The following is a 19067-nucleotide window of genomic DNA, read 5'->3' on the forward strand; positions in this document are numbered from 1 at the left end:
TTGCTACTCGAAGGATCACGCGATGGCCGTCTTCATTTCACGACGCCACGCCTGTGACCAGGCCAAACTCGTACACCACTCCCGCGGACGCAACCCTCCCTCTGCGCTGAAGCCGGCGTGATCCACGTGCCGGATCCGTGCCAGAACAGACAGGCAGCCGAGGTAATTCACGGATACTCACGGTCGCTCGACCCGCTCTGACCTGTACCCCCGTTTCCCAGCTCAGCACAGCAAGATCAGTAGATGGTTCCCAAGCTGACAGCGCGGGTTCGATTCCCGTCACCCGCTCTCATAGCAGGAGGCCAAGTCAGGGATCATTCCTTGATCTACTCTTGGTCGTTTCGGGTTGCTTTCGACCTTCCGTGCCCGATCCGTCTGGATCTTGGCTGTCCAGCATGCCGAATGGCCTACTCCTCAAACCAGGCCACCAAGCGGACAGCATCGTCTCCATGGACGTGCGCGAGCGTGCGCATGACTGTCCACACCGCGTGCCAGTAACCGTCAGGCGGTACAACATGGCGGCGTGTGGCACGTTCGACACGGAAGACGGTGTTTCCCGCCCTCCACTCGGTGCCTTCGTCCCACAGCGCAACGTGGCCAGGATCAATGGTTAAAGTGTCCACGCCGCTCACGCGAGCGAACCTACGGCTCCAGACCGAGCGGTAAACGAGTTCCAGGGTTTGGTCGGGAAGCTGCCGATACTGGGCTAGGTTCGTCGGATGAAGGGCCGGTTCATCCCAATCGATCGTGGTGACCTCTTCCCAGCTCAACCAAGTGACGCCGAAGGCGGCTTCCCCCCATTGCGCCAATTCCGCTTTGGCGGTTTCCGATGCGTCCTGAGGGAGTCCGCGATCGGCCGCGATGGGTTGCCAGTCGCCTGAGCTGCGTACGCCGAACAGGCAATCGAAGGCGTCGTAGTCTCGATGCACCCCCAACATCGACAGCGAGATGGCGGCGCACCAAGCGGAGTCACCTATGTCGAGCCCGCGGGTCCACGTGCGGCACTCGACAAACCCGTGGATGCTGGTTCCCATGGCGAGATCTTCTTGCTCACGCAGCGGTGCTGTCCAATCCCCTGTGATCACGGGTGCTCTCAGGTAGAGCGCTTCGACGCCTGGGTGATGCGTCATGTACGTGCATACGGTCCGCCAGGCCGGGCGCCGCACGCCTGCTCCGTCGTACGAACCGAACGCTCCGACTGGAGTTGTCGAGCCGCCGCACAGATGCGCCTCTCACAATCGCCATGGCGTGACCGCCGCACGCGCTGGGGGCGATCGCCAATCCATGCTGCCCTTCCTCACCGAAGCTCACTAGAGGAGCTGAAGGGGTGGTTCATTCCTGGCAGCTCCAGCGACAATCATCGCGTGATCGATCACTACCGCAATCTCTTCAACCGGCAGCAGTGGTTTGAGGACGGGCTCTGCTGGACCGTAGTGCAACCCCTCGACGAAGAGATCACAGTGGACGATCTCCTGTGGCGGCTGAACGGAGGACGTGATCCCGAGGAACGCACCATGGCGTATCCCAGGGAGGAGGCCCACATGGAGGACCTGCCCGTGCTCTTCGTCTACGAGGGCGAAGGAACCTGGGGTTTCCTCGAGTTCTCCTACGGCTTCGCTACGCCCGATCACATCCTCACCGAACTCAGCAAGGAGTCACGCGTGTGGATGACGACCTGGCACTTCAATGGGGGATACACAATCCTCTACGCGGCCGACGGCAAGATCAGGGCGCGGATGCGCGACTTCATCTTCGCCGAGCACACCATCCAGGAGGGTGATCCGAGCATCCTGGCGGATTTCCGCGCCATGCTCGACCGCCTCGAGCCGGAGGATTACCGCGGCAAGCGCAGTGCGGCGTTCGCCTTCATTGAGGCGTCCACCGGCATGGGCCTTGAATCCGAATGGCTCGATGTGGAAGAGGCGCCCGTCATCATCATTGACAACTGGAATGAGGCCTGAATCGCAGCGGTCCGACTCTAGGACTGGTGACCGTCAATTCCGCGCCTCCGGCGGGGCCCTCCGGATCCCGGAATCGCCGCGCCAGGATGTCTGGCATGGACTCGATCCTCACGCTGCGCGTGCGGCCTGGGGCCGTTCTCGCGCGCGACGCGCGCGGGCCGCTATGCATGGCTGCCGGGCTCATCCTGAACCTCATGCGGGTAGTACCCGCAGTGCCGTTGACGCCCACGCTCGAAGTAGCCAATGCTCATCACGCTCACCCCAGCGAAGGCCGCTACGCAGAGGCAAAAGAGCAAGGTAGACAGCGTGAAGGCGTATTCCCATCCGGTTCCGGCGGCGATCAACAGCATGATGCCGAGAAGACCCCCGACGGCAGCGCCGGCGATCAGCCCGAGGCGCACAGGAAGGACCGCAAAGAACTGCTGACCGCGATGCGGCTTAGCATCGCCGCCCAAGAACGCATCCACTCGCCAGAACCAGCCCGCAAGTAGCCTCGACGTGCGCACAGACAACCCCTTTCATGCCTCCGGCGGGGGCGCTCGGGCTCCGGGGCGATCACCGCGCGGGGTGTCAGGACCGTAAGTGGCTGAGATGGAAGCCGGATCATCCCGTCGCGCGAGCGGGGTGGCGCGGTCAATTCTCGCGCGACAGGAATTGACCCCGGCCATAGCATGTCGAAATCCGTCACATGTGCCTAGCGGAGGAGTTCCCGTGCGCATCGCGATACCGCTGTTCGATCGGTTCACCGCCCTTGACGCAGTCGGCCCCTACGAGGTGCTCAAGTTCCTGCCAGAGGCTGAAATCGTATTCGTAGCCGCGGAATCGGGGCCCGTGCGGGACGTTCCCACCTGGTTGGCCATTACGGCCGATGCGACGTTCAACGACGTCGGCTCCTGCGACGTACTACTGGTTCCCGGGGGCCCCGGGAGCCGAGCGCTGCTCGGTGACGACCAACTTCTCGCCTGGATCCGTCGAATGCATCAAGAAAGCACGTGGACGACCTCGGTATGTACCGGATCGCTGCTGCTGGCCGCCGCAGGACTCCTCACCGGGCTTTCAGCCACGACTCATTGGGCCGCAGTAGACGTGCTGGAGTCGTTCGGGGCCACCTATACCCCTGACAGGGTGGTTTTCCAAGGGAAGATCGTCACTGCGGCAGGAGTCTCCTCCGGCATCGACATGGCCCTTGAGTTGGCGGCGCGTATCGCGGACCAGACCACAGCAGAAGCGATCCAGCTTGCGATCGAGTACGACCCACAACCGCCCTTCGACGCCGGTTCCCTGGCCAAGGCACCCCAACCGGCAAAGGATCTACTCTCCAAGGGACTCCGGCGATTTGAGCGCACTCAATAGCCTGCGGCTTCGCGCTGATCGTCGTGCCGTTAAGGGGAGTGACGAGGGGTCAACCACGATCACTCACAACCGGCCCGACGCCCAGCTCAACCTGCCTGCCTGCCGTACTCGGTGCAGTCCCCGAGCTGACAGCGCGGGTTCGATTCCCGTCACCCGCTCCACGTACGAAAGCCTAGGTAGACCGAAGGATTCGGCATCTGGGCTTTGATCTTGCAGGGCCTGGATATCACGCGCGTGCCAGATTCTGTGCGGCCGCGCCGCCGGGAGCGGCGCCCCGGCGGCGTGCAATGCGCGTCCGACCGATCAAGACGCTTCGTCCTGACCCTTCAGGTGCTCGGGCAGGCCGGAATTCGGGATGCCGAACTTCTGCGCGTACTGATCGTTGAGTTCGGACCAGCCGAAGCCGACTGCCGCGGCGCCGCGGATCGGCGGGATCGGATGCCCTTCGAGCAGCTTCTCGGCCACGTCGAGACAGAGGTGCCAGCCGGCTGCGACCTTCGGGATCCAGTCGCGGTCCTCAACGGTGTGCCGCAGTGTCAGGCGGACACCGGTGTCGGTGGCCACCAGTTCCCAGCGCAGCAGGTCGGTGCCGAGGGTGTACTCCAGCAGCGTCGGCGGTTGGGCGCGCACGACCTCGACCGCCATATCCTGGGGCTTTTCATCGTCGATCATCGTGATTGTGGCGCCGCCCGCCTCGGAGAGATTGCGGTCAGCGGTGTAGGGCGCCCAGGCGGCGAGTTGTTCGGGGTCGGTCAGCGCGGCCCACACTTTCTCGGGCGGGTGGCGCAGGTCGCGGGTGAAGACCAGGGTCCAGCGGTCTTCCGTCGCCTCGCAGTCGATCTGGGCCAGCGGGCTCGGGCGGTATGCGTTGGTGGTCATGACTACTCCAGGTTGTCGAGGTGGCGCTCGAGAGCGTCGAGATGCCGGTCCCACAGGGCGCGATACGGCTGAAGCCAGTCGTCGAGTGCCTGGAAGGGGCCTGCGTGAATGCGGTAGATCCGCCGCTGCGCCTCCGTACGGCAGGTGACGAAACCAGCCTCCCTGAGCACCTTCAGCTGCTTGGACACCGTGGGCTGGCTGACGTCGAGCGCCTCAACCAGTTCGTTCACGCTGCTCTCGGCCTCCAGGAGCCGGCCGAGAATCCGGCGCCGGGTCGGCTCGGACAGCACGGAGAACGTATCGACGGACATGGCTTCTATATTCTCCTATCAGCATATGCCTGTCAAGGCATATGTTTGTCCACCGCGGCTCGCCACAGCAAGCGAGCCAGCCCAGCGGGACATCCGTCAACCGGTCATGCGCCCGTTGACGACGCGAGACCACTGAACACCTTGGAATAGATCATCTAGGAGCCTCCGGAGGGGGCCTCATTGGCGCTCCTCCCGTCGCCGTCGCCCAAGACAAGCTCGACCAGACCAGAGGGCTGGGACGGCGGAGGACAGGTAGGGCGGCAAAAGGGGTGGTATATCAGGAGCAGCCACCCTACTGCGGCAGAGGTCACAGGCATGATCGCCGTGCAATTGGCGAGGGCGATGAGGGGTCAATCACGGTCACTTGGTACCGGGCCTTCGTCCAGTTCAGAGACCTCACGTGCTGGTCGCGCCCGATCGCAGCCCGGACCGCAGCACGTTCGCCGGCGTCCGGCAGGCCCTAGACCTGCGGTTTGTCCGGCTCGCTGAGGCCGTTGATCCTCGCCTGGAGCGCGTCCGCATCGCCGGGGGCCAGTTCGGCGATGAGATCGAGGGCGCGCTGCAGGGTGCATCTGCCCTCGCGAAGCCGGCCCGCGGCCAGTTGAGCCTCGCCCAGCCGCCGTAGGGTCCGGGCGCCGAGCGCGCGTTTCCCACCCCAGCGCCAGGCCAGTGACTGACGATAGTAGGCGATCGCCTCCTCGTGCTGACCGAGCAGGTGATGGATGTGGCCCATGCTGTCGAGCGTGGCCGACTCGCCGGGCATGTCGTCCAGTTCGCGGTGGATGGCCAGCGCCTCCTCACAGCGGCACAACGCCTCCCCGTACGACCCGAGCTGCGCGTGGAACCAGCCGATGTTGTTCAGGACCCTGCCTTCGCCCGCCCGGTCGCCGACCGCACGGTACAGCCGCAGCGCCTGCTCGCTCAGGTCCAGCCCCTCCGCGTACTGGCCGTGGCGGTCCTTCAGCACGCTGAGGTAGATGAGGCAGATCCCCTGCCCGACAGGGTCGTCGATCCCGCCGAACAGGCCGAGCGCCTCCCGCAGATGGGACCCGCTCGCGCCGTCCTGGCCCAGCCGGATGAGGGCCTGGGCGAGCCCGACGCGGGCGTGGGCCTCCGCGGCCGGATCGTTCAGCCGTACCGCCGCCTCCAGCGCGATGTGGTGCATGGCTGCCTGGTCGTCCGAGCGTCCCTCCTGGGACAGGAAGCCCCAGCAGGCACCCGCCAGCTGCCAGGCATGCGCGTCGAACCCGGAGCGTGCGGCATGCCGAATCGCCGCCAGCAGCGTCCGGTGCTCGCGACCGAACCACGCCAGGCTCTGCGCGCGGTCGGTGAGGCGGGCCAGGACCACACCGGGCCGCGGCGGCGCCAGGGCCAGCGGCACGCGGTGGTACAGGTCCAGGAGCCGGTCGCCGAGGCGGGCGCTGTGCAGGTAGTGGTCGAGCAGCCGGTGCAGCGCCTCGCGGCGCTCGGTCTCCGAGTCGTGGAGGCAGGTCAGTTCCTCGGCGTACGCCCGGAGCAGGTCGTGCCAACCGTAACGCCCAGGGGAGCGCTCCGCCGCAAGGTTGGCCCGCGTCAGCTCGGTCAGCAGGCGGTGGGCCTGTCGCACAGGTATCCCGGCCAGGCTGGCGGCCGCGGCGGTGGAGATCTCAGGCGCCGGTAACAGGCCGCGCAGCCGGAACAGCCGTGCGGCGTCTGGGCTGAGCGCGCGGTAGGACCAGGAGAACACCGTGCGCATGTTCGTCGCCGCGTCCCCGCCGTCGAAGACGTCGAGGCCGTCGACGCCGTCGAGTCCCGAGATGAGCGTGCCGAGCGGGAATGCCGGGCGGGCATGGGCCTGGGCGGCCACGATGGCCAGGGCCAGCGGTAGCCCGGCACACCGGGAGACGATGTCGTCGACCGCCTGCGGCTCGGCGTCCACTTTGTCCACGCCGAGCCGGCGCGTCAGGAGTTCACGGGAGTGCGTGGGAGAGAACAGCCCCAGCGGCAGCGTACGGGCGCCCTCCGCCGCGACGAGGCCGGTCAGCTCGGCGCGGCTGGTGACCAGCGCCAGGCAGCCGGGCGCGTTGGGCAGCAGCGGCCGGACCTGGTCGCAGTCGAGGGCGTTGTCGAGCAGGATCAGCATGCGCCGCTCCGCCAGCAGGCTGCGGTAGAGCCCGACCTGCGCCTCCAGCGTGGCGGGTATCAGCTGCGACGGCACCTGCAGGGCGTCCAGGAACAGCCGCACCGCCTCGGCGGGCGGCCGGGCGATGTGGGTGGGGCCGAAACCCTGCAGGTTCACGTAGAGCTGACCGTCGGGGAAGCGGTCGCGTACCCGGTGTGCCCAGTGCACGGCCAATGTGGTCTTGCCGACGCCGCCGGTGCCGGTGATGACGCAGGGCGCCATCGCGTGCGCCGAAAGCGAGGAGCCGTCGGCCGGGAGCGTGAGCCGGTCCAGGGTGGCCAGCTCCTCCTCGCGCGCGGTGAACAGCTCGGTGTCCCGGGGGAGGTGCCGCGGCACGGCGAGGGCGGCCGTACCGGTCGCGGCGGTCGTCGCCCCGGCCGCCTCCTCCCGGCCGGAGAGAATCGCCTGGTGCAGTCGTTGCAGTTCATCGCCGGGCTCGATGCCGAGATCCTCGGCGAAGCGGCGCCTGACGCGGCGGAAGACGGCGAGCGCCGCGGTCCTGCGGTCGCATCTCAGCAAGGCCGTCATCAGCAGGGACACCAGCCGTTCCTGCAACGGGTTCTCACCGACCAGGGCCGCCAGCTCCGCCGCCACCTCCTGATGCCGCCCCTGCCGCAGGTCGAGCGCGGCCCGCCGCTCCAGTGCCGTCAGCCGCTCCTCCTCGAGGCTCGGCACGACGACGTCGGGCAGCCACCGGCCCGCGACGTCCGCCAGAGGCGCGCCCTGCCACAGCGCCAGCCCCCCACGCAGCAGGTCGACGGCGCGCTCCGGCTCCGTCTCACCGGCGGCCTCGCGAACCAGGTCACGGAAGCGGTGCAGGTCGATGCGGTCGCGCCCCACCGTCAGGCAGTAGCCGTGCGCCGAGGTCACCAGCGCCGCCTCGGCGAACGGGGTCAGCAGCCGGCGAAGCCTGGAGATGTGCCCCTGCACGGCATTGCGGGAGAACTCGGGCGGTTCGGCGCCCCACAGCGCGGTCTCCAGTCGCCCCACGGGCACCGGCCGCCCCGTTTCGAGCAATAGCATCGCCAGGACGGTCCGCTGCTGCGCAGTGGACGGGCCCAGCCATCGCCCGGCGTCCCACACTCCCACCGGTCCCAGCAGACGGAACTCAACGCCCTCCACGGTCACTCGTCTCCGCCTCCAGCCACTGAATGCCTCGGTGAGTGCCCGGTTGATCATTACTTGGCAGCCTAACTGCCGATTCAGCAGAAAATCAGCGGCATTTCAGCACCACGCAGCACGCTTTTCACATGCGGCACCGACGGCCGCGCAATCTCATGAGGAGGCACATCATGGAGATCAAGGTCAAGAAGGTCGAGTCCGTCAAGGCGACCCAGAACCCCGCCACGTGAGGCCCTGACACCGCCTGACGATTTTCTCCCGCGGGGAGGGAGACCAGACGCGCTTCTCGTGCGCGCCACGCCCCTCCCCGCGGGGTCCAACATGCGTACTGGCGCGGGAGACACGATGCGTGTGGCGTTGAAGGAAGTCGAATGGGAGGCGACCGGCGAGGATCTGCTGGTTGTCTTCGACGCTCGCGAGGCGATGACCTTGAGCGATCCCGACGGGCAGGTGGCCGCGCTCCTGAGCGAGCTGCGCCGGGCCCCGCAGACCGCGGCCGAGCTGAGCGTCGCCCTCGGCAGGCACGGGTTCCGCCTCTCCGAGGAGGATGTCAGCCGGGGCCTGAGCGGGCTTGACGCCCTGGGCCTGGTCGAGGACGCCGACGGCAGGACCCTCGGCGACCCGTACGAGGACGAACGGCACTTCTCGAACCTCAGCTTCTACGGCACCCACGCCGCCCTGGACCGCCACCGCGCCGGGTTCCTCCGGCCGATGCGCGAGGCCCACGTCCTGGTGCTTGGTGTCGGCGGGGGCGGCTCCTCCCTGGTGCAGTGCCTGGCCGGCCTCGGCGTCGGCGAGCTGACGCTGGTCGACCAGGACCGCGTCGAATCCCGTAACTTCGCCCGGCAGTTCCTCTACCGGCATGCGGACATCGGCCTGTCGAAGGCCGAGCGCGCGGCCGCATGGGTGCGCGACTACGACCCGAGCATCAAGGTGCACGCCGTCGACCGCTGGATCTCCGCCCCCGAGGACCTCGCGGACCTGGTCCAGGGCATCGACCTGATCGCGGGCGGCCTCGACGGCCACCCGCACGCCAACCTCTGGGCGAACGAGGCCGCGGTCCAGGCCGGCGTCCCCTACGTCCTGGGGGGCGCCAACCGCAGCCAGCTGATGTACCTCTCCGTGGATCCGGGCCGGACCGCGTGCCTGGCCTGCGACTACGCGGACCGGCCCGCCGAGGACAGCTCGGAGGGCATCGCCTACCGGATCGTGGAGAACATGAAGCTGAGCAACCCGCTCACCGGACCGATGGCGATGCAGGTCGGCTCGCTGCTCGCCTTCGAGGCGCAGCGGTACCTCACCGGCTACGAACCGCCCCGCGCGGCCGGGTTCCGGGTCACCCTCGATATGCGCACGGGGTTGGTGCCCGAGTGGCAGCCCCTGCCGAAGAACCCGGAGTGCCCGGTCTGCCACCTGGCGCCGCCGCGCGAGGGTGAGCGTCGGTGACCGTCCCCGGCTCCGCCACGGTCAGGCTCAGGCCGCTCAGCGTCGTTCCTGAGGGCGAGGACGAGGTTCTGGTCGGCGACCCGGCCACCGGCACCTTCGTGACGATTCCGGCGGTCGGCGGGGTGGTGATCGCCGCCCTCCAGCGGGGAGCGAACCTCGACGAGGCAGCGGCCGAGGCCGAGGAGTTCGCCGGCCAGCCGGTCAATGTGCCGTCGTTCGTCGCCACCCTCGGGGAGCTCGGCTTCCTGGCCGAGAACGCCGGCGACGAGAATCCGGGGGACGGCGCCGCGGCGGAACCCGTACGCACCGCACCCATACAGGCCCGCCGCTGGATGACCGGCATCCGCCCGGAGATGGTACGTCCCTTCTTCGGCCCCGTGGCCTGGACCTGCTATGCCGCCTGCCTGCTCTTCGCACTGGGCGTCTTCGCGCTCCGGCCCGGTCTGATTCCCGATCCGGCCGAGGACGCCTTCCCCTTCGACGACATCGGGCTGAGCGCGCTGGCCTGGCTACCCTTCGTGTGGTTCGCGGCGGCCGGCCACGAGTGCGGCCACTGGCTCGGCGCGCGGGCTCTCGGCATCCAGACCCGCTTCGGCGTCGACCGCCGCATGTGGATGCTCGTTTTCGAGACAGACCTCACCCAGCTGTGGACGCTCCCGCGCCGCCAGCGGTACGGCCCACTGCTGGCGGGCCTGGCCGTGGACTCCGTGCTGCTCGCCGTGCTGCTCACCGGTCGGCTGCTGATCGACACCGGCCACTGGTCGGCCCCGGAACTGGTCGGGTCGCTGCTGGCTGCCTGGGCGTTCATCAAGGTCATGCAGATGCTCTGGCAGAGTCTGGTCTTCCTTCGCACCGACCTCTACGCGGTGCTGGTCAACGTCCTGGGCTGCCGCAACCTGTGGCGCGTGAAGTCGCTGATGCTGCGACAGGCCTTCGGGAGGCTGACGGCAGAGGAATCCGAGGAACTGGCGGACTCAACCGAAATCGACCTGCGCGTCGGACGCTGGTTCCGCTGGGTGTGGCTGGTGGGATTCCTCGGAGTGGCCGCCTGGTTCTGCGTCCTGCTGCTGCCGGTCTTCGCGGAGGTCCTGCGCTGGGCGGCCGACGGCCTGGCTGAGGGCCCTCTGGCGGCCGCGTTCTGGTACCGGCTGCTCTGCGCGGGCCTGCTGCTGGGCCCCGAGACCGTGGCCCTGGCGCTGGCCGTCAAGGAGTACGCAGGGCGGCTCGCCGCCCTGCGTACTTGATCTCCTTCCCCCGTTTTTTGGGGGCGGAGCGATACCGCATCGCAGACGATCAACCGTCAGTTGAGCCTTGGAAGACGTCACTCCCAGGAACCCAGCGGATCCACGATGAGATCTTCGGGGTAAGGGAGCGGCGCGGGTTCGTCTTCGGTGGCGTAGATCTCCAGGTACCGTCCTGAACGGGGGAGTCGAGAGACGGAGGCTCCGATCCTGGGAGAAGATCCACGTCACCAAGGTAGCGGATCAGTACGCCGGACATGCGCGGGATGATCAGGGTCACTCAGGACCGGTTCCCGCCCAGCTCAGCGCCCCGCCGAGCCATGATCGATGCAGTTCCCAAGCTGACAGCGCGGGTTCGATTCCCGTCACCCGCTCTCGAGCTTCAGGGGCCTCGGTGAGGAGCCGAATCCTCGCCCGGGCCTCGATCGTTTCGCGAACTTGCCGATCCCCCGTCGCGAGCGTTCTCACAGGCAGCACATACTGGAGTCATGCCAGCAAAGGACACGCCCCGCCGTCACCTGTCCACAAGTCCGTTCAAACCTCCGCCTCCCGCCCCGCCTGTCGAGCGGTTCAGCGTGAACGACCAGGTGACCCATGATCGGTATGGTCTTGGCGTCGTCATCGCTGTGGAAGACGAAGTAGCCGTGTTCGTCGATTTCGGATCGCGGCAGGAACGACTCACGACACCTTTCAACAAGCTGTACAAACTTTGAGAGATCTAGGTCGTCCCCGGGTTCGTTCGCTCTCGGAGAGCCCTGCACGCCACCGGCCTCCTGCATCGCCTTCGCCGGACAGGCGCTTCGCGCCTAGGCAGCTCAGACTCCTGCCCTCCGGGAGTGGCCGCCGCCCCATGATGCATCCGTTCGGTGGTCCGCGCCGCACTGCCCAATACAGTCGCCTTGGTTTCCCTAGAGCACCCGGACCTCCGTCGAGGGGCTGCACGGATTTCCGTCGCGCTTCCTCATAGCCATACCGCGACGCCCCCGCCTGGTTGGCAAACGAGGCACAGGCCGCCGTTCGGGCCGCGTGCACTCCACGCTTCGTGGCGGGCACCGGGCTTAACATTCAGCAGCATTCCGGTGTCGAACACCAGCCGCAGTGATCCGGACTTGAAGGCGGCCGCGCGACTTCACCGCCCTGGGACGGGTCCCGCCGACCAGATCGTTACGGCGTGGAGAACGGGCCGGGCGCCGGAGGCGAGGAGCCGACGGCGGAGACCCCGTTCGTGACCCGCAGGAACTCCAACTTTTCCGCGTCGACGGAACCCGCGGCCACCGTGTAGACGATGAGCCGGACGTCGCACCCTGGGACGGTGAGCACGTCGCAGTCGCACGTCACCTCGCCGACCTGGGGGTGCACGATGATCTTGCGGGCCGAGACGTGCCGACCGACCGCACCCTCGTCCCACAGCCGGGTGAACTCCGTACTGGTGGAGCGCAGGTCCGCGACAAGGTCGATCAGTCCACGGTCACGGGGGTAGTCGACGAGAGCCGTGCGCAGATCGGCGACGAGGGCGCGGTTCAGGGCGTCGCCGTCGTGGAGTACGGGCCAGGCCGCGAGCCCTCTGGGCCCTGTGGCGAAGACCGCCCGCACCAGGTTCCGCTCGACGTGCGTCCGCGCGCCGGGATCGCCCAGCAGCACTGCCCATGCGGGAGTCCAGGACAGCAAGGTCCAGTCGGCACTGAACACGCCCACAGGGAACTCCCCGAGGCCAGCCAGCACCCGTTGGACCCCCGCTGGAACATGCGTAGAGATCGTCCCCTCCTGTGGCGGGAGGAGGCCGGCCAGCCGGTAGGCGTAATCGCGCTCCATGGGTTCCAGCTGCAGTGCCCTGGCCAGGCTCGCGACGACCTGCGCCGAAGGGCTCGTGGCGCGCCCTTGCTCCAGCCGGACCACATAGTCGACCGACAGCCCTGCGAGCTCGGCCAGTTCCTCGCGTCGCAACCCCGCCGCACGTCGTCCGGGCCGCGCAGTCCGCCCGATGTCGAGGGGAGAAAGCCGGTCGCGCCAGCGGCGCAATGCCGTCCCGAGGGTCTCGTCCACTCGACCATTCTGTCCCCTGGATTGCCGTTCTGCCTGGTACTGACCGTCCCACCGTCGCAGAGGGCACTGGCTCTCCTCTCGTCACCGGCCGAGAGTGAACACATGACCACAACGTTCATCACAGGAGCCAACAGATCCCTCGGGTACGAGACCGCCCGCCGATTGATCGAGGCCGGCCACACCGTCCTCATTGGCGCTCGCGATCCGGAACGCGGCCAGGAAGCCGCCGACGCACTCGGTGCCCGTTTCGTCCAGATCGATGTGACCGACGACGCGTCGGTGGCTGCGGCCGCCGTCGACGTCGAGGCTCACGAGGGGTTCATCGACGTCCTCATCAACAACGCAGGTATCCACGGGACGCACAACCCCGCCGACCAGATCACGGCCGCTGACGCCGGCGCGGTGTTCGAGGTCAATGTCGTGGGGATCGTCCGGGTGACGCACGCGTTCCTGCCCCTACTGCGCAAGTCGGCGAACCCGGTCATCGTCAACGTGTCGAGCGGCATGGGGTCGTTCGCCGCAACCCACGACGCCGAGCGCGTCGAGTCGAGGGTCGTCACGCCGCTCTACACGTCGTCGAAGGCTGCCGTGACCATGCTGACGACGCAGTATGCGAAGGCCTGGACGGACGTGAAAGTGAACGCGGCCGACCCTGGCTATACCGCGACCGACTTCAACGGGCACAGCGGCCCGCAGACAGTGACCGAGGGGACCGACGCGATTGTCGAACTCGCCACCATCGGGGCGGACGGACCGACCGGGACCTTCCGTGACCGTCAGGGTGCGATGGCCTGGTGATCCACCTCTGAATTCGGGGCGTGCCCCCGTCGCCTCAGCCGCGCGGCGCCCGCGGTGACTCAGTTCACACACCAGGGCTGTCACGGCACGGCCTGGGTTCCCCGTCCTGTTCGTGGACATCATCCACTCAGGGGACGGAGCGACCACGACCATGACCCGGCAGCCGACTTCAGCCGAGGCCGCGCAACAGCAGACCACCCGGCGGCGGCCAGGGCGACGGTGGTTGCGGCGCATCCTGTACGGGCTGGCAGGCTTCCTCGCGCTGGTGGTCGCCGCGGCACTGCTGGTGGCCTATGTCTGGCAACCGTCACAAGAAAGCAACTTCCGTTCGGCGTACCTGGCCGGCTCCAGCTACGTGGAGACCCCGGTGGCGCGCTTCCACTACGTCAAGACCGGAAGCGGATCTCCGATCGTGCTCCTGCCGGGCGGCACGTTGTGGATCTACAGCTACCGCCACACCATTCCTGAACTGGCCAAGCACCACACCGTGTACGCCGTCGACCTGCCGGGGCAGGGCTACACCCGCGTCCGTGACAAGCAATTCCGCTACGACCTCGACGCCATGACCGACGCGGTCGGTCAGTTCATGGACGCCGTCGGCCTCAAGCGTGCCTCCGTGGTCGGGCACTCCTGGAACGGCGCCGTCGCCCTCTACCTGGCCGAGCGCCATCCCGAGCGGGTCCAGCGGCTGGCCCTGCTGGACTCCCCCGGCCTGGACGTCCCCTCCAGCTGGGACTTCCGGCCGCTGGAGTCCCCCGTCGTGGGAGAACTGATCGGCAAGCTCATGACCAAGTCCACCTACGGTGGCACCCTGGCCAAGTCGTTCGCCCACCCCGACCGCCTCACCGACGCCGACATCGACGAGTACTGGGCACCCGAAAGCCGCACGGAGAACCGCATGGCCATGTGGATGCTGCAACGCAACCTCGACTACACCCTCACCGAGCGGCGCCTGGGTGAGGTGAAGGTCCCGACGCTGATCCTCTGGGGTGGCAAGGATGCTTTCGACGAACCCTGGCAGGCCACCGAACTCGGCCGCCGCATCCCCGGCGCCACCGTCCGCATCATCCCTGACGCCGGCCACAACGTCCACGAGGACGCCCCCACGCAGGCAAACCCCATCCTCGCCGCCTTTCTTGACTGAGCAACGATCCACTGTCACGGTCGGTAACTCGGCTGTCAGCCCGGGCCGCGGACCAAAGTGCTCACGAGCCGGAGGTAGCGCTCAACCGGCTCTCTACCCTGGCCACAGTCACATCGCGGGACGTGGACACCTGCGCACGGTTCACGATCACGGCGTCGCGTACGACATGACGGTGGACACCAGCACCGGAACCCCCGCCGAGCTGGCCAGAGCTGTCCTGCGGCGTCATCAGGGCAGGTTGCTCAGCCCTTGATGAGCTATGGCGCCGGGCCCGGGCGGTCGTCGGGCGAGGGCTCGGTGGTCCCGGGTTCGGAGGCGCTGAATACTCGCGCGGTCGGATCCGGCGCCCCATCGTCTCTGAGACGGTCGGTGAGGAGGAAGCCGGGCAGTTCGAACGCGTGATCTCGCTCGCTCAGGAAGAAGGTCCCGCTGGCGAGGCCGGGATCCCAACCATGCGTCAAGGCGTAGTCGACGACGTTCCGCACGTCCTGCGGGGTCGGATAGGAGCCATCGGTCGCGCAGCCCCAGGGCAAGATCGCCTTTGACAGCAGATCCGCCTCGAGCGCATGGCTGTTCTTCCCGGCGCCCCAAACGCGCAGGCGGACACACCTGTGGCAGTCGCGGTCACCGGCCACGTGGTAGAGCCGGCCGCTCCATACGAACTCTCGCCCGCCCGCGTACAGTTTGCGCAACCTCGTCCTCACGCTGCCTCCTCACCCGCGCCGGCGAACACAATCCCAGAATGCCGGACGGCCATCGGCGGCGACGGGTGGGATCATGAGCCGGTGGCAACGACTTGGGACGAGGCGTTCGCGAACGAATACGAGGAATGGTCGGCTCACATGGTGGCCGACGTCGCCTTCTACGTCGACCTCGCGCGTGAGACGGACGGACCGCTGGTCGAGCTCGCGATCGGGAACGGGCGGGTCGCGATCTCGGTCGCGCGGGAGACCGGCCGGCGGGTCATCGGGGTCGACGCCTCGGCGACGATGCTCGAACAAGCCCGCATCCGCGCGGCCCAAGAGGGTGTGGAACTCGACCTTCGCGAGGGCGACATGCGCGACCTCACCCTGGACGAGCCGGCGGCGTTGATCTACTGCCCCTTCCGATCGCTCCAGCACCTGCCGACCTGGGCCGACCGCCGCCGTACTTTCGAGCGGGTTGCCGCCTCGCTGCTGCCGGAGGGGCGGTTCGCCTGGAACGCCATCGCCTTCGACCATCACATCGCCGCGCGCCTCGACGGCGAGCGCGAGGAGAGGCCCGTACCCCACACCACCCGATTCGCCGTGGGAGACAACAGAATCGACATCGTCCTCGACGACGGCGCGACGAGCTCCTCCTGGTGGGCGACCAAGAACGAGTGGCTCGGGCTGATCGACGTCGCCGGGCTTGAGCTGGAAGCGCTTTACGGCGGATTCGGCCGCGAGCCCTTCACCGAGGACAGCCGTGAGTACGTGTTCATCGCCCGCCGGCCTGTCCGGTGAATCGGTCCTCGGAGGGGGTGCGGACGAGGTCGTAGGCGGCGGCTGACAGGGCGAGCAGGATGAAGAGCAGCACCACCATCAGGCCGTGGCGGAACGCCGCCGGCCAGCCCTCGTTCAGGGCGCCGAAGAACGTCGAGCCGATCGCCGCGACCCCGATGGCCGAGCCGAGGCGCTGGCCCGTTTGCAGGACTCCCGCCGCGCTGCCGCCGCCCGCGGGCGGGACCTCCGACAGGGTGATGGCCTGGTTGGGGGAGATGACCAGGCCACTGCCCATGCCCGCCACCAGCAGGGGGAGCGCGGTGGCCAGGCCCACGCCGCGTCCCGGGACCAGCGCGGTGGCGGCCATGGTCGCGGAGATGCCGAAGATCACCATGGTCAGGCCGAGGGCGACCAGGCGACGGCCGACGCGGTGCACCAGTCGTCCGCCGACCACGCTGGCCGAGGCGGAGCCGAGGGCGAACGGGGTGATCGAGAGGCCGGCCTGCAAAGGGCTGTATCCCAGGCCGCTCTGCAGGTACAGGGTGAAGATGAAGAAGATCCCGGTGAAGCCGGCGAAGTAGAACAGGGCGATGGCCGAGCCCAGGCTGTAGGAGCGCTTCCTGAAGAGCGCCAGGTCGACCAGTGGCTCACGGCGGTAGAACCGCTCCCACGTCACGAAACCGGCCAGTATCAGGAACGAGATGGGAATGAGCACCCACTTGGCGTTCCCCTCCCATTGGTGGCGCTGGATGAAGGGCAGGAGCAGGCCCGCCACTCCAACGCCGAGGAGCAGGACGCCGACCGGGTCCATGCTCTCCCGCCGCTCCGGCCGCGGCACGGCGGCCTCCGGGCTCGGCAGGACGCGCCAGGCCACGGGCAGCAGGACCATCCCGATCGGCACGTTCACCAGGAACACCCATCGCCACCCGTGATCGGCCCCGAAGGCGGTGACCAGGGTGCCGCCGATCAGCGGGCCCGCGGCCGTGGAGACGCCGATGGTGGCGCCGAGCGCGCCGAATGCCCGTCCTCGCTCGTACCCGCGGAACATGTGCTGGATCAGACCCGAGACCTGCGGGTTCGTCGTTCCGGCCGCCATGCCCTGCACCAGCCGGGCCACGATCAGCACCTTCGTGTCCCAGGCGAAACCGCACGCCGCGCTGGACAGCGTGAACAGCGCCACGCCCCACATGAAGAGCGTCCTGCGGCTCCTGGCGTCCCCCAGCCTCCCGGCCGGGACCAGCAGCAGGCCGAACGTCAGGGCGTAGCCGGACAGGATCCACTGCAGGCCGTCCTCGGTCGCGTGCAGGCTCGCGCGGATCGATGGCAGCGCCACGTTGACGATGCTCACGTCCAGCCCGGTCATGAAAGCCGCCACCAGGCATACGGCCAACGCGCGCCTGCGCGTGTCCAACCCGGACGCCCCCATTCCACGCATAGTGCCCCCGAAGTCCCGAAATATCACCGTGTGGGGGGTTTCATTCACCCCCGGGAGCGAAGCCGCCATCCCACCGCGCGCAAGGGTTCTTTTTCTACCCAAAAGACAGATAACGTCCGGTCATGGATTCGATGACCGTCGAGCAGAACGGCATCAACGCCGTTCCTGAAGCCGAGCGTCACGGCCGCCCGAGGGACCTGTTCTGGCCCTGGGCGGGCTCCAACCTCTCCCTGTTCGGCGTCGCCTTCGGGGTGTACATCGTCGGTCTCGGCCTGGGTGTGGTCCCGGCGATCATCACCGGCGCCATCGGGTACGTGCTGTCGTTCCTGCTGGTCGGCCTGGTCGCCGTCGGCGGGACACGATCGGGCGTGCCGACGATGACCCTGGGACGGGCGCCATTCGGCTACCAGGGGAACAAGCTGCCCGCGCTGTTCTCGTACATCTCGAATGTCGGCTGGGAGATCGTGCTCGTCACGCTCTCCGCGCAGAGCGGCGCGGCCATCCTCGCGCGGCTCGCGCCCGGCATCCCCGCCACGACGGCGACCGCCGTGTGCTTCGCCGTCGCGGCCGTCGCGGTGATCGCGATCGGCGTGTACGGGCACGCCATGATCATGGCGGTGCAGCGGTACCTGACGTACGCGTTCGTCGTGCTGACCGTCATCTACATGATCCTCATGGTCCCGAGGCTCGGCGGGGCGCTGGAGACCACGGCGGGCCCCGGCGGATGGGTGGGCGGGGTCATCTTCGCCATGACGCTGCTGGGGCTGGGATGGGTCAACTGCGGCGCCGACTACTCCCGGTACCTGCCCTCGGGCTCCCGGCCGAGGTCGGTGGCGCTGTGGACGACGCTGGGCGGCGCGCTGCCGCCCATGGTGCTGCTCGTGTTCGGCGTGCTGCTGGCGGGCGGCGATCCGAAGCTGGCGGGGGCCGCCGGGACCGATCCGGTGGCGGCGCTGGCCGGAGCGCTGCCGACGTGGTTCCTGCTGCCGTACCTGCTGACCGCCATCGGGGGCTTCCTGGCCGGGGCGATCATGGACATCTACTCGTCCGGGCTCTCGATGCTGGCCCTCGGCGTGCCCGTCAGGCGGCATTACGCGGTGCTGATCGACGGTGTCCTCATGGTGCTCGGCGGGTGCTACCTGCTGTTCGTGTCCACCAGCTTCTTCGGCACCTTCCAGGCGTTCCTGGCGATCATCGGGGTGGTGATGGCGGCCTGGGTGGCGATCTTCCTGGTGGACATGTGGCGGCTGCGGGCCGACGGCAGGTCATACGACGAGCGGCTGCTGCGGCCAGGCGCGCCCGCGCTCAACTGGGCGGGGCTGGTGTCGCTGGTCGTGGCGTCGGTGGCGGGGCTCGGGCTCATCGCCTCGGCCGATCCGTACATCGCCAAGGTCGTCGGCTTCCTCATGAGCGACGAGCTGAAGAAGAGCACGTTCGGGGCGGCCAACATCGGCGTGGTCATCGCTCTCGTGCTGGCCGGGGTCCTGTACTTCCTCATCACGACCTTCACCCGGCGGCCTCGGGGCACGTGACCTCAACCGTGTCCGTTGTTACTCTGTGTGAGTAATGATGGACGTTCCGTCGCGGTTGCTGCGGTGGGCGGTGCACGCCACCGCCTGCGGGCTTCTCGCGATCGCCGTGGTGAGCTCGTTGCGCGAGGACCGCGTTGCCGTGGCCGTCGCCGGCGTGCTGCTCGGCCTGGCCTATGCC

At 68.0% G+C, this 19067-nt stretch carries 17 protein-coding genes and 1 pseudogene; 10 read left to right on the forward strand and 8 right to left on the reverse strand.

The annotated features are described in order from the left end of the window. Positions 1-407: 407 nt before the first annotated feature. A complete protein-coding gene (locus tag AB0J09_RS29395; protein WP_360698039.1) occupies positions 408-1034 on the reverse strand; it encodes a hypothetical protein in 627 nt (208 codons plus the stop codon). A 330-nt stretch (positions 1035-1364) separates the two neighbouring features. On the opposite strand from AB0J09_RS29395, the gene AB0J09_RS29400 reads away from it, so the two are divergent. The 3 genes from AB0J09_RS29400 to AB0J09_RS29410 all read left to right on the forward strand — a co-directional run bounded on the left by AB0J09_RS29400 (position 1365) and on the right by AB0J09_RS29410 (position 3314). Continuing rightward, on the forward strand, positions 1365-1961 hold the full coding sequence (locus AB0J09_RS29400; protein WP_360698042.1) for a hypothetical protein: 597 nt from the start codon (positions 1365-1367) through the stop codon (positions 1959-1961). Between the two features lie 95 nt (positions 1962-2056). Beyond that, a complete protein-coding gene (locus AB0J09_RS29405) occupies positions 2057-2452 on the forward strand; it encodes a hypothetical protein (RefSeq protein ID WP_360698044.1) in 396 nt (131 codons plus the stop codon). 220 nt (positions 2453-2672) lie between these two features. After that, entirely contained in the window at positions 2673-3314 is a 642-nt protein-coding gene (locus AB0J09_RS29410; RefSeq protein ID WP_360698047.1) for a DJ-1/PfpI family protein, read from the forward strand. Positions 3315-3617: 303 nt separating this feature from the next. Here the strand turns inward: AB0J09_RS29410 and AB0J09_RS29415 are convergent, their stop codons facing one another. From AB0J09_RS29415 to AB0J09_RS29425, 3 genes are all read right to left on the reverse strand, one after another. After that, positions 3618-4193, reverse strand: a complete 576-nt coding sequence (locus tag AB0J09_RS29415) for an SRPBCC family protein (protein ID WP_360698050.1) — start codon at positions 4191-4193, stop codon at positions 3618-3620. Positions 4194-4195: 2 nt separating this feature from the next. Beyond that, positions 4196-4504 (reverse strand): metalloregulator ArsR/SmtB family transcription factor, encoded by a 309-nt coding sequence (locus tag AB0J09_RS29420; protein ID WP_360698053.1) that lies wholly within the window; start codon positions 4502-4504, stop codon positions 4196-4198. Positions 4505-4964: 460 nt separating this feature from the next. Beyond that, positions 4965-7787 (reverse strand): BTAD domain-containing putative transcriptional regulator, encoded by a 2823-nt coding sequence (locus AB0J09_RS29425; RefSeq protein WP_360698056.1) that lies wholly within the window; start codon positions 7785-7787, stop codon positions 4965-4967. 345 nt (positions 7788-8132) lie between these two features. Here AB0J09_RS29425 and AB0J09_RS29430 point away from each other — a divergent pair, with 345 nt between their 5' ends. The 3 genes from AB0J09_RS29430 to AB0J09_RS29440 all read left to right on the forward strand — a co-directional run bounded on the left by AB0J09_RS29430 (position 8133) and on the right by AB0J09_RS29440 (position 11187). Next, positions 8133-9233 (forward strand): ThiF family adenylyltransferase, encoded by a 1101-nt coding sequence (locus tag AB0J09_RS29430; protein ID WP_360698059.1) that lies wholly within the window; start codon positions 8133-8135, stop codon positions 9231-9233. Next, positions 9230-10477, forward strand: coding sequence for a hypothetical protein (locus AB0J09_RS29435; RefSeq protein WP_360698062.1), 1248 nt, complete (start codon positions 9230-9232; stop codon positions 10475-10477). Before AB0J09_RS29430 ends, AB0J09_RS29435 begins: the two co-directional genes overlap by 4 nt. 485 nt (positions 10478-10962) lie before the next feature. Beyond that, positions 10963-11187: a hypothetical protein gene (locus AB0J09_RS29440; RefSeq protein WP_360698065.1), complete on the forward strand. Its 225-nt coding sequence runs from the start codon at positions 10963-10965 to the stop codon at positions 11185-11187. A 248-nt stretch (positions 11188-11435) separates the two neighbouring features. On the opposite strand, the pseudogene AB0J09_RS29445 reads toward AB0J09_RS29440, so the two are convergent. Beyond that, a pseudogene (locus AB0J09_RS29445) lies at positions 11436-11588 on the reverse strand (DUF6188 family protein); the annotation flags it as partial. Between the two features lie 50 nt (positions 11589-11638). Continuing rightward, on the reverse strand, positions 11639-12517 hold the full coding sequence (locus AB0J09_RS29450) for a helix-turn-helix transcriptional regulator (RefSeq protein ID WP_360698067.1): 879 nt from the start codon (positions 12515-12517) through the stop codon (positions 11639-11641). Positions 12518-12619: 102 nt separating this feature from the next. Between AB0J09_RS29450 and AB0J09_RS29455 the strand changes: the two genes are divergently transcribed. Next, positions 12620-13315, forward strand: a complete 696-nt coding sequence (locus AB0J09_RS29455; RefSeq protein WP_360698069.1) for an SDR family NAD(P)-dependent oxidoreductase — start codon at positions 12620-12622, stop codon at positions 13313-13315. Between the two features lie 112 nt (positions 13316-13427). Continuing rightward, a complete protein-coding gene (locus tag AB0J09_RS29460; protein WP_360698072.1) occupies positions 13428-14459 on the forward strand; it encodes an alpha/beta hydrolase in 1032 nt (343 codons plus the stop codon). 257 nt (positions 14460-14716) lie between these two features. Here AB0J09_RS29460 and AB0J09_RS29465 read toward each other — a convergent pair whose 3' ends face one another. Beyond that, on the reverse strand, positions 14717-15163 hold the full coding sequence (locus AB0J09_RS29465; protein WP_360698075.1) for a hypothetical protein: 447 nt from the start codon (positions 15161-15163) through the stop codon (positions 14717-14719). An 81-nt stretch (positions 15164-15244) separates the two neighbouring features. On the opposite strand from AB0J09_RS29465, the gene AB0J09_RS29470 reads away from it, so the two are divergent. Further along, positions 15245-15943: a class I SAM-dependent methyltransferase gene (locus AB0J09_RS29470; protein WP_360698078.1), complete on the forward strand. Its 699-nt coding sequence runs from the start codon at positions 15245-15247 to the stop codon at positions 15941-15943. Here AB0J09_RS29470 and AB0J09_RS29475 read toward each other — a convergent pair. Continuing rightward, complete coding sequence (locus AB0J09_RS29475; RefSeq protein ID WP_360698084.1) at positions 15918-17357, reverse strand: MFS transporter; 1440 nt, start codon at positions 17355-17357, stop codon at positions 15918-15920. The genes AB0J09_RS29470 and AB0J09_RS29475 overlap by 26 nt on opposite strands. 122 nt (positions 17358-17479) lie before the next feature. Between AB0J09_RS29475 and AB0J09_RS29480 the strand changes: the two genes are divergently transcribed. Next, entirely contained in the window at positions 17480-18889 is a 1410-nt protein-coding gene (locus tag AB0J09_RS29480) for a cytosine permease (protein WP_360698081.1), read from the forward strand. Positions 18890-19067 lie beyond the last annotated feature (178 nt).

Origin of the sequence: Nonomuraea sp. NPDC049784 (assembly GCF_040659615.1) — a bacterium.
Lineage (GTDB): Bacteria > Actinomycetota > Actinomycetes > Streptosporangiales > Streptosporangiaceae > Nonomuraea.

What these genes read in the sequence shown, in the direction of transcription:
- AB0J09_RS29395 (WP_360698039.1), bottom strand. Translation starts at nt 1,034, where the DNA reads ATGGGAACCAGCATCCACGGGTTTGTCGAGTGCCGCACGTGGACCCGC.
- AB0J09_RS29405 (WP_360698044.1), top strand. Translation starts at nt 2,057, where the DNA reads ATGGACTCGATCCTCACGCTGCGCGTGCGGCCTGGGGCCGTTCTCGCG.
- AB0J09_RS29415 (WP_360698050.1), bottom strand. Translation starts at nt 4,193, where the DNA reads ATGACCACCAACGCATACCGCCCGAGCCCGCTGGCCCAGATCGACTGC.
- AB0J09_RS29420 (WP_360698053.1), bottom strand. Translation starts at nt 4,504, where the DNA reads ATGTCCGTCGATACGTTCTCCGTGCTGTCCGAGCCGACCCGGCGCCGG.
- AB0J09_RS29430 (WP_360698059.1), top strand. Translation starts at nt 8,133, where the DNA reads ATGCGTGTGGCGTTGAAGGAAGTCGAATGGGAGGCGACCGGCGAGGAT.
- AB0J09_RS29440 (WP_360698065.1), top strand. Translation starts at nt 10,963, where the DNA reads ATGCCAGCAAAGGACACGCCCCGCCGTCACCTGTCCACAAGTCCGTTC.
- AB0J09_RS29455 (WP_360698069.1), top strand. Translation starts at nt 12,620, where the DNA reads ATGACCACAACGTTCATCACAGGAGCCAACAGATCCCTCGGGTACGAG.
- AB0J09_RS29475 (WP_360698084.1), bottom strand. Translation starts at nt 17,357, where the DNA reads ATGCGTGGAATGGGGGCGTCCGGGTTGGACACGCGCAGGCGCGCGTTG.
- AB0J09_RS29480 (WP_360698081.1), top strand. Translation starts at nt 17,480, where the DNA reads ATGGATTCGATGACCGTCGAGCAGAACGGCATCAACGCCGTTCCTGAA.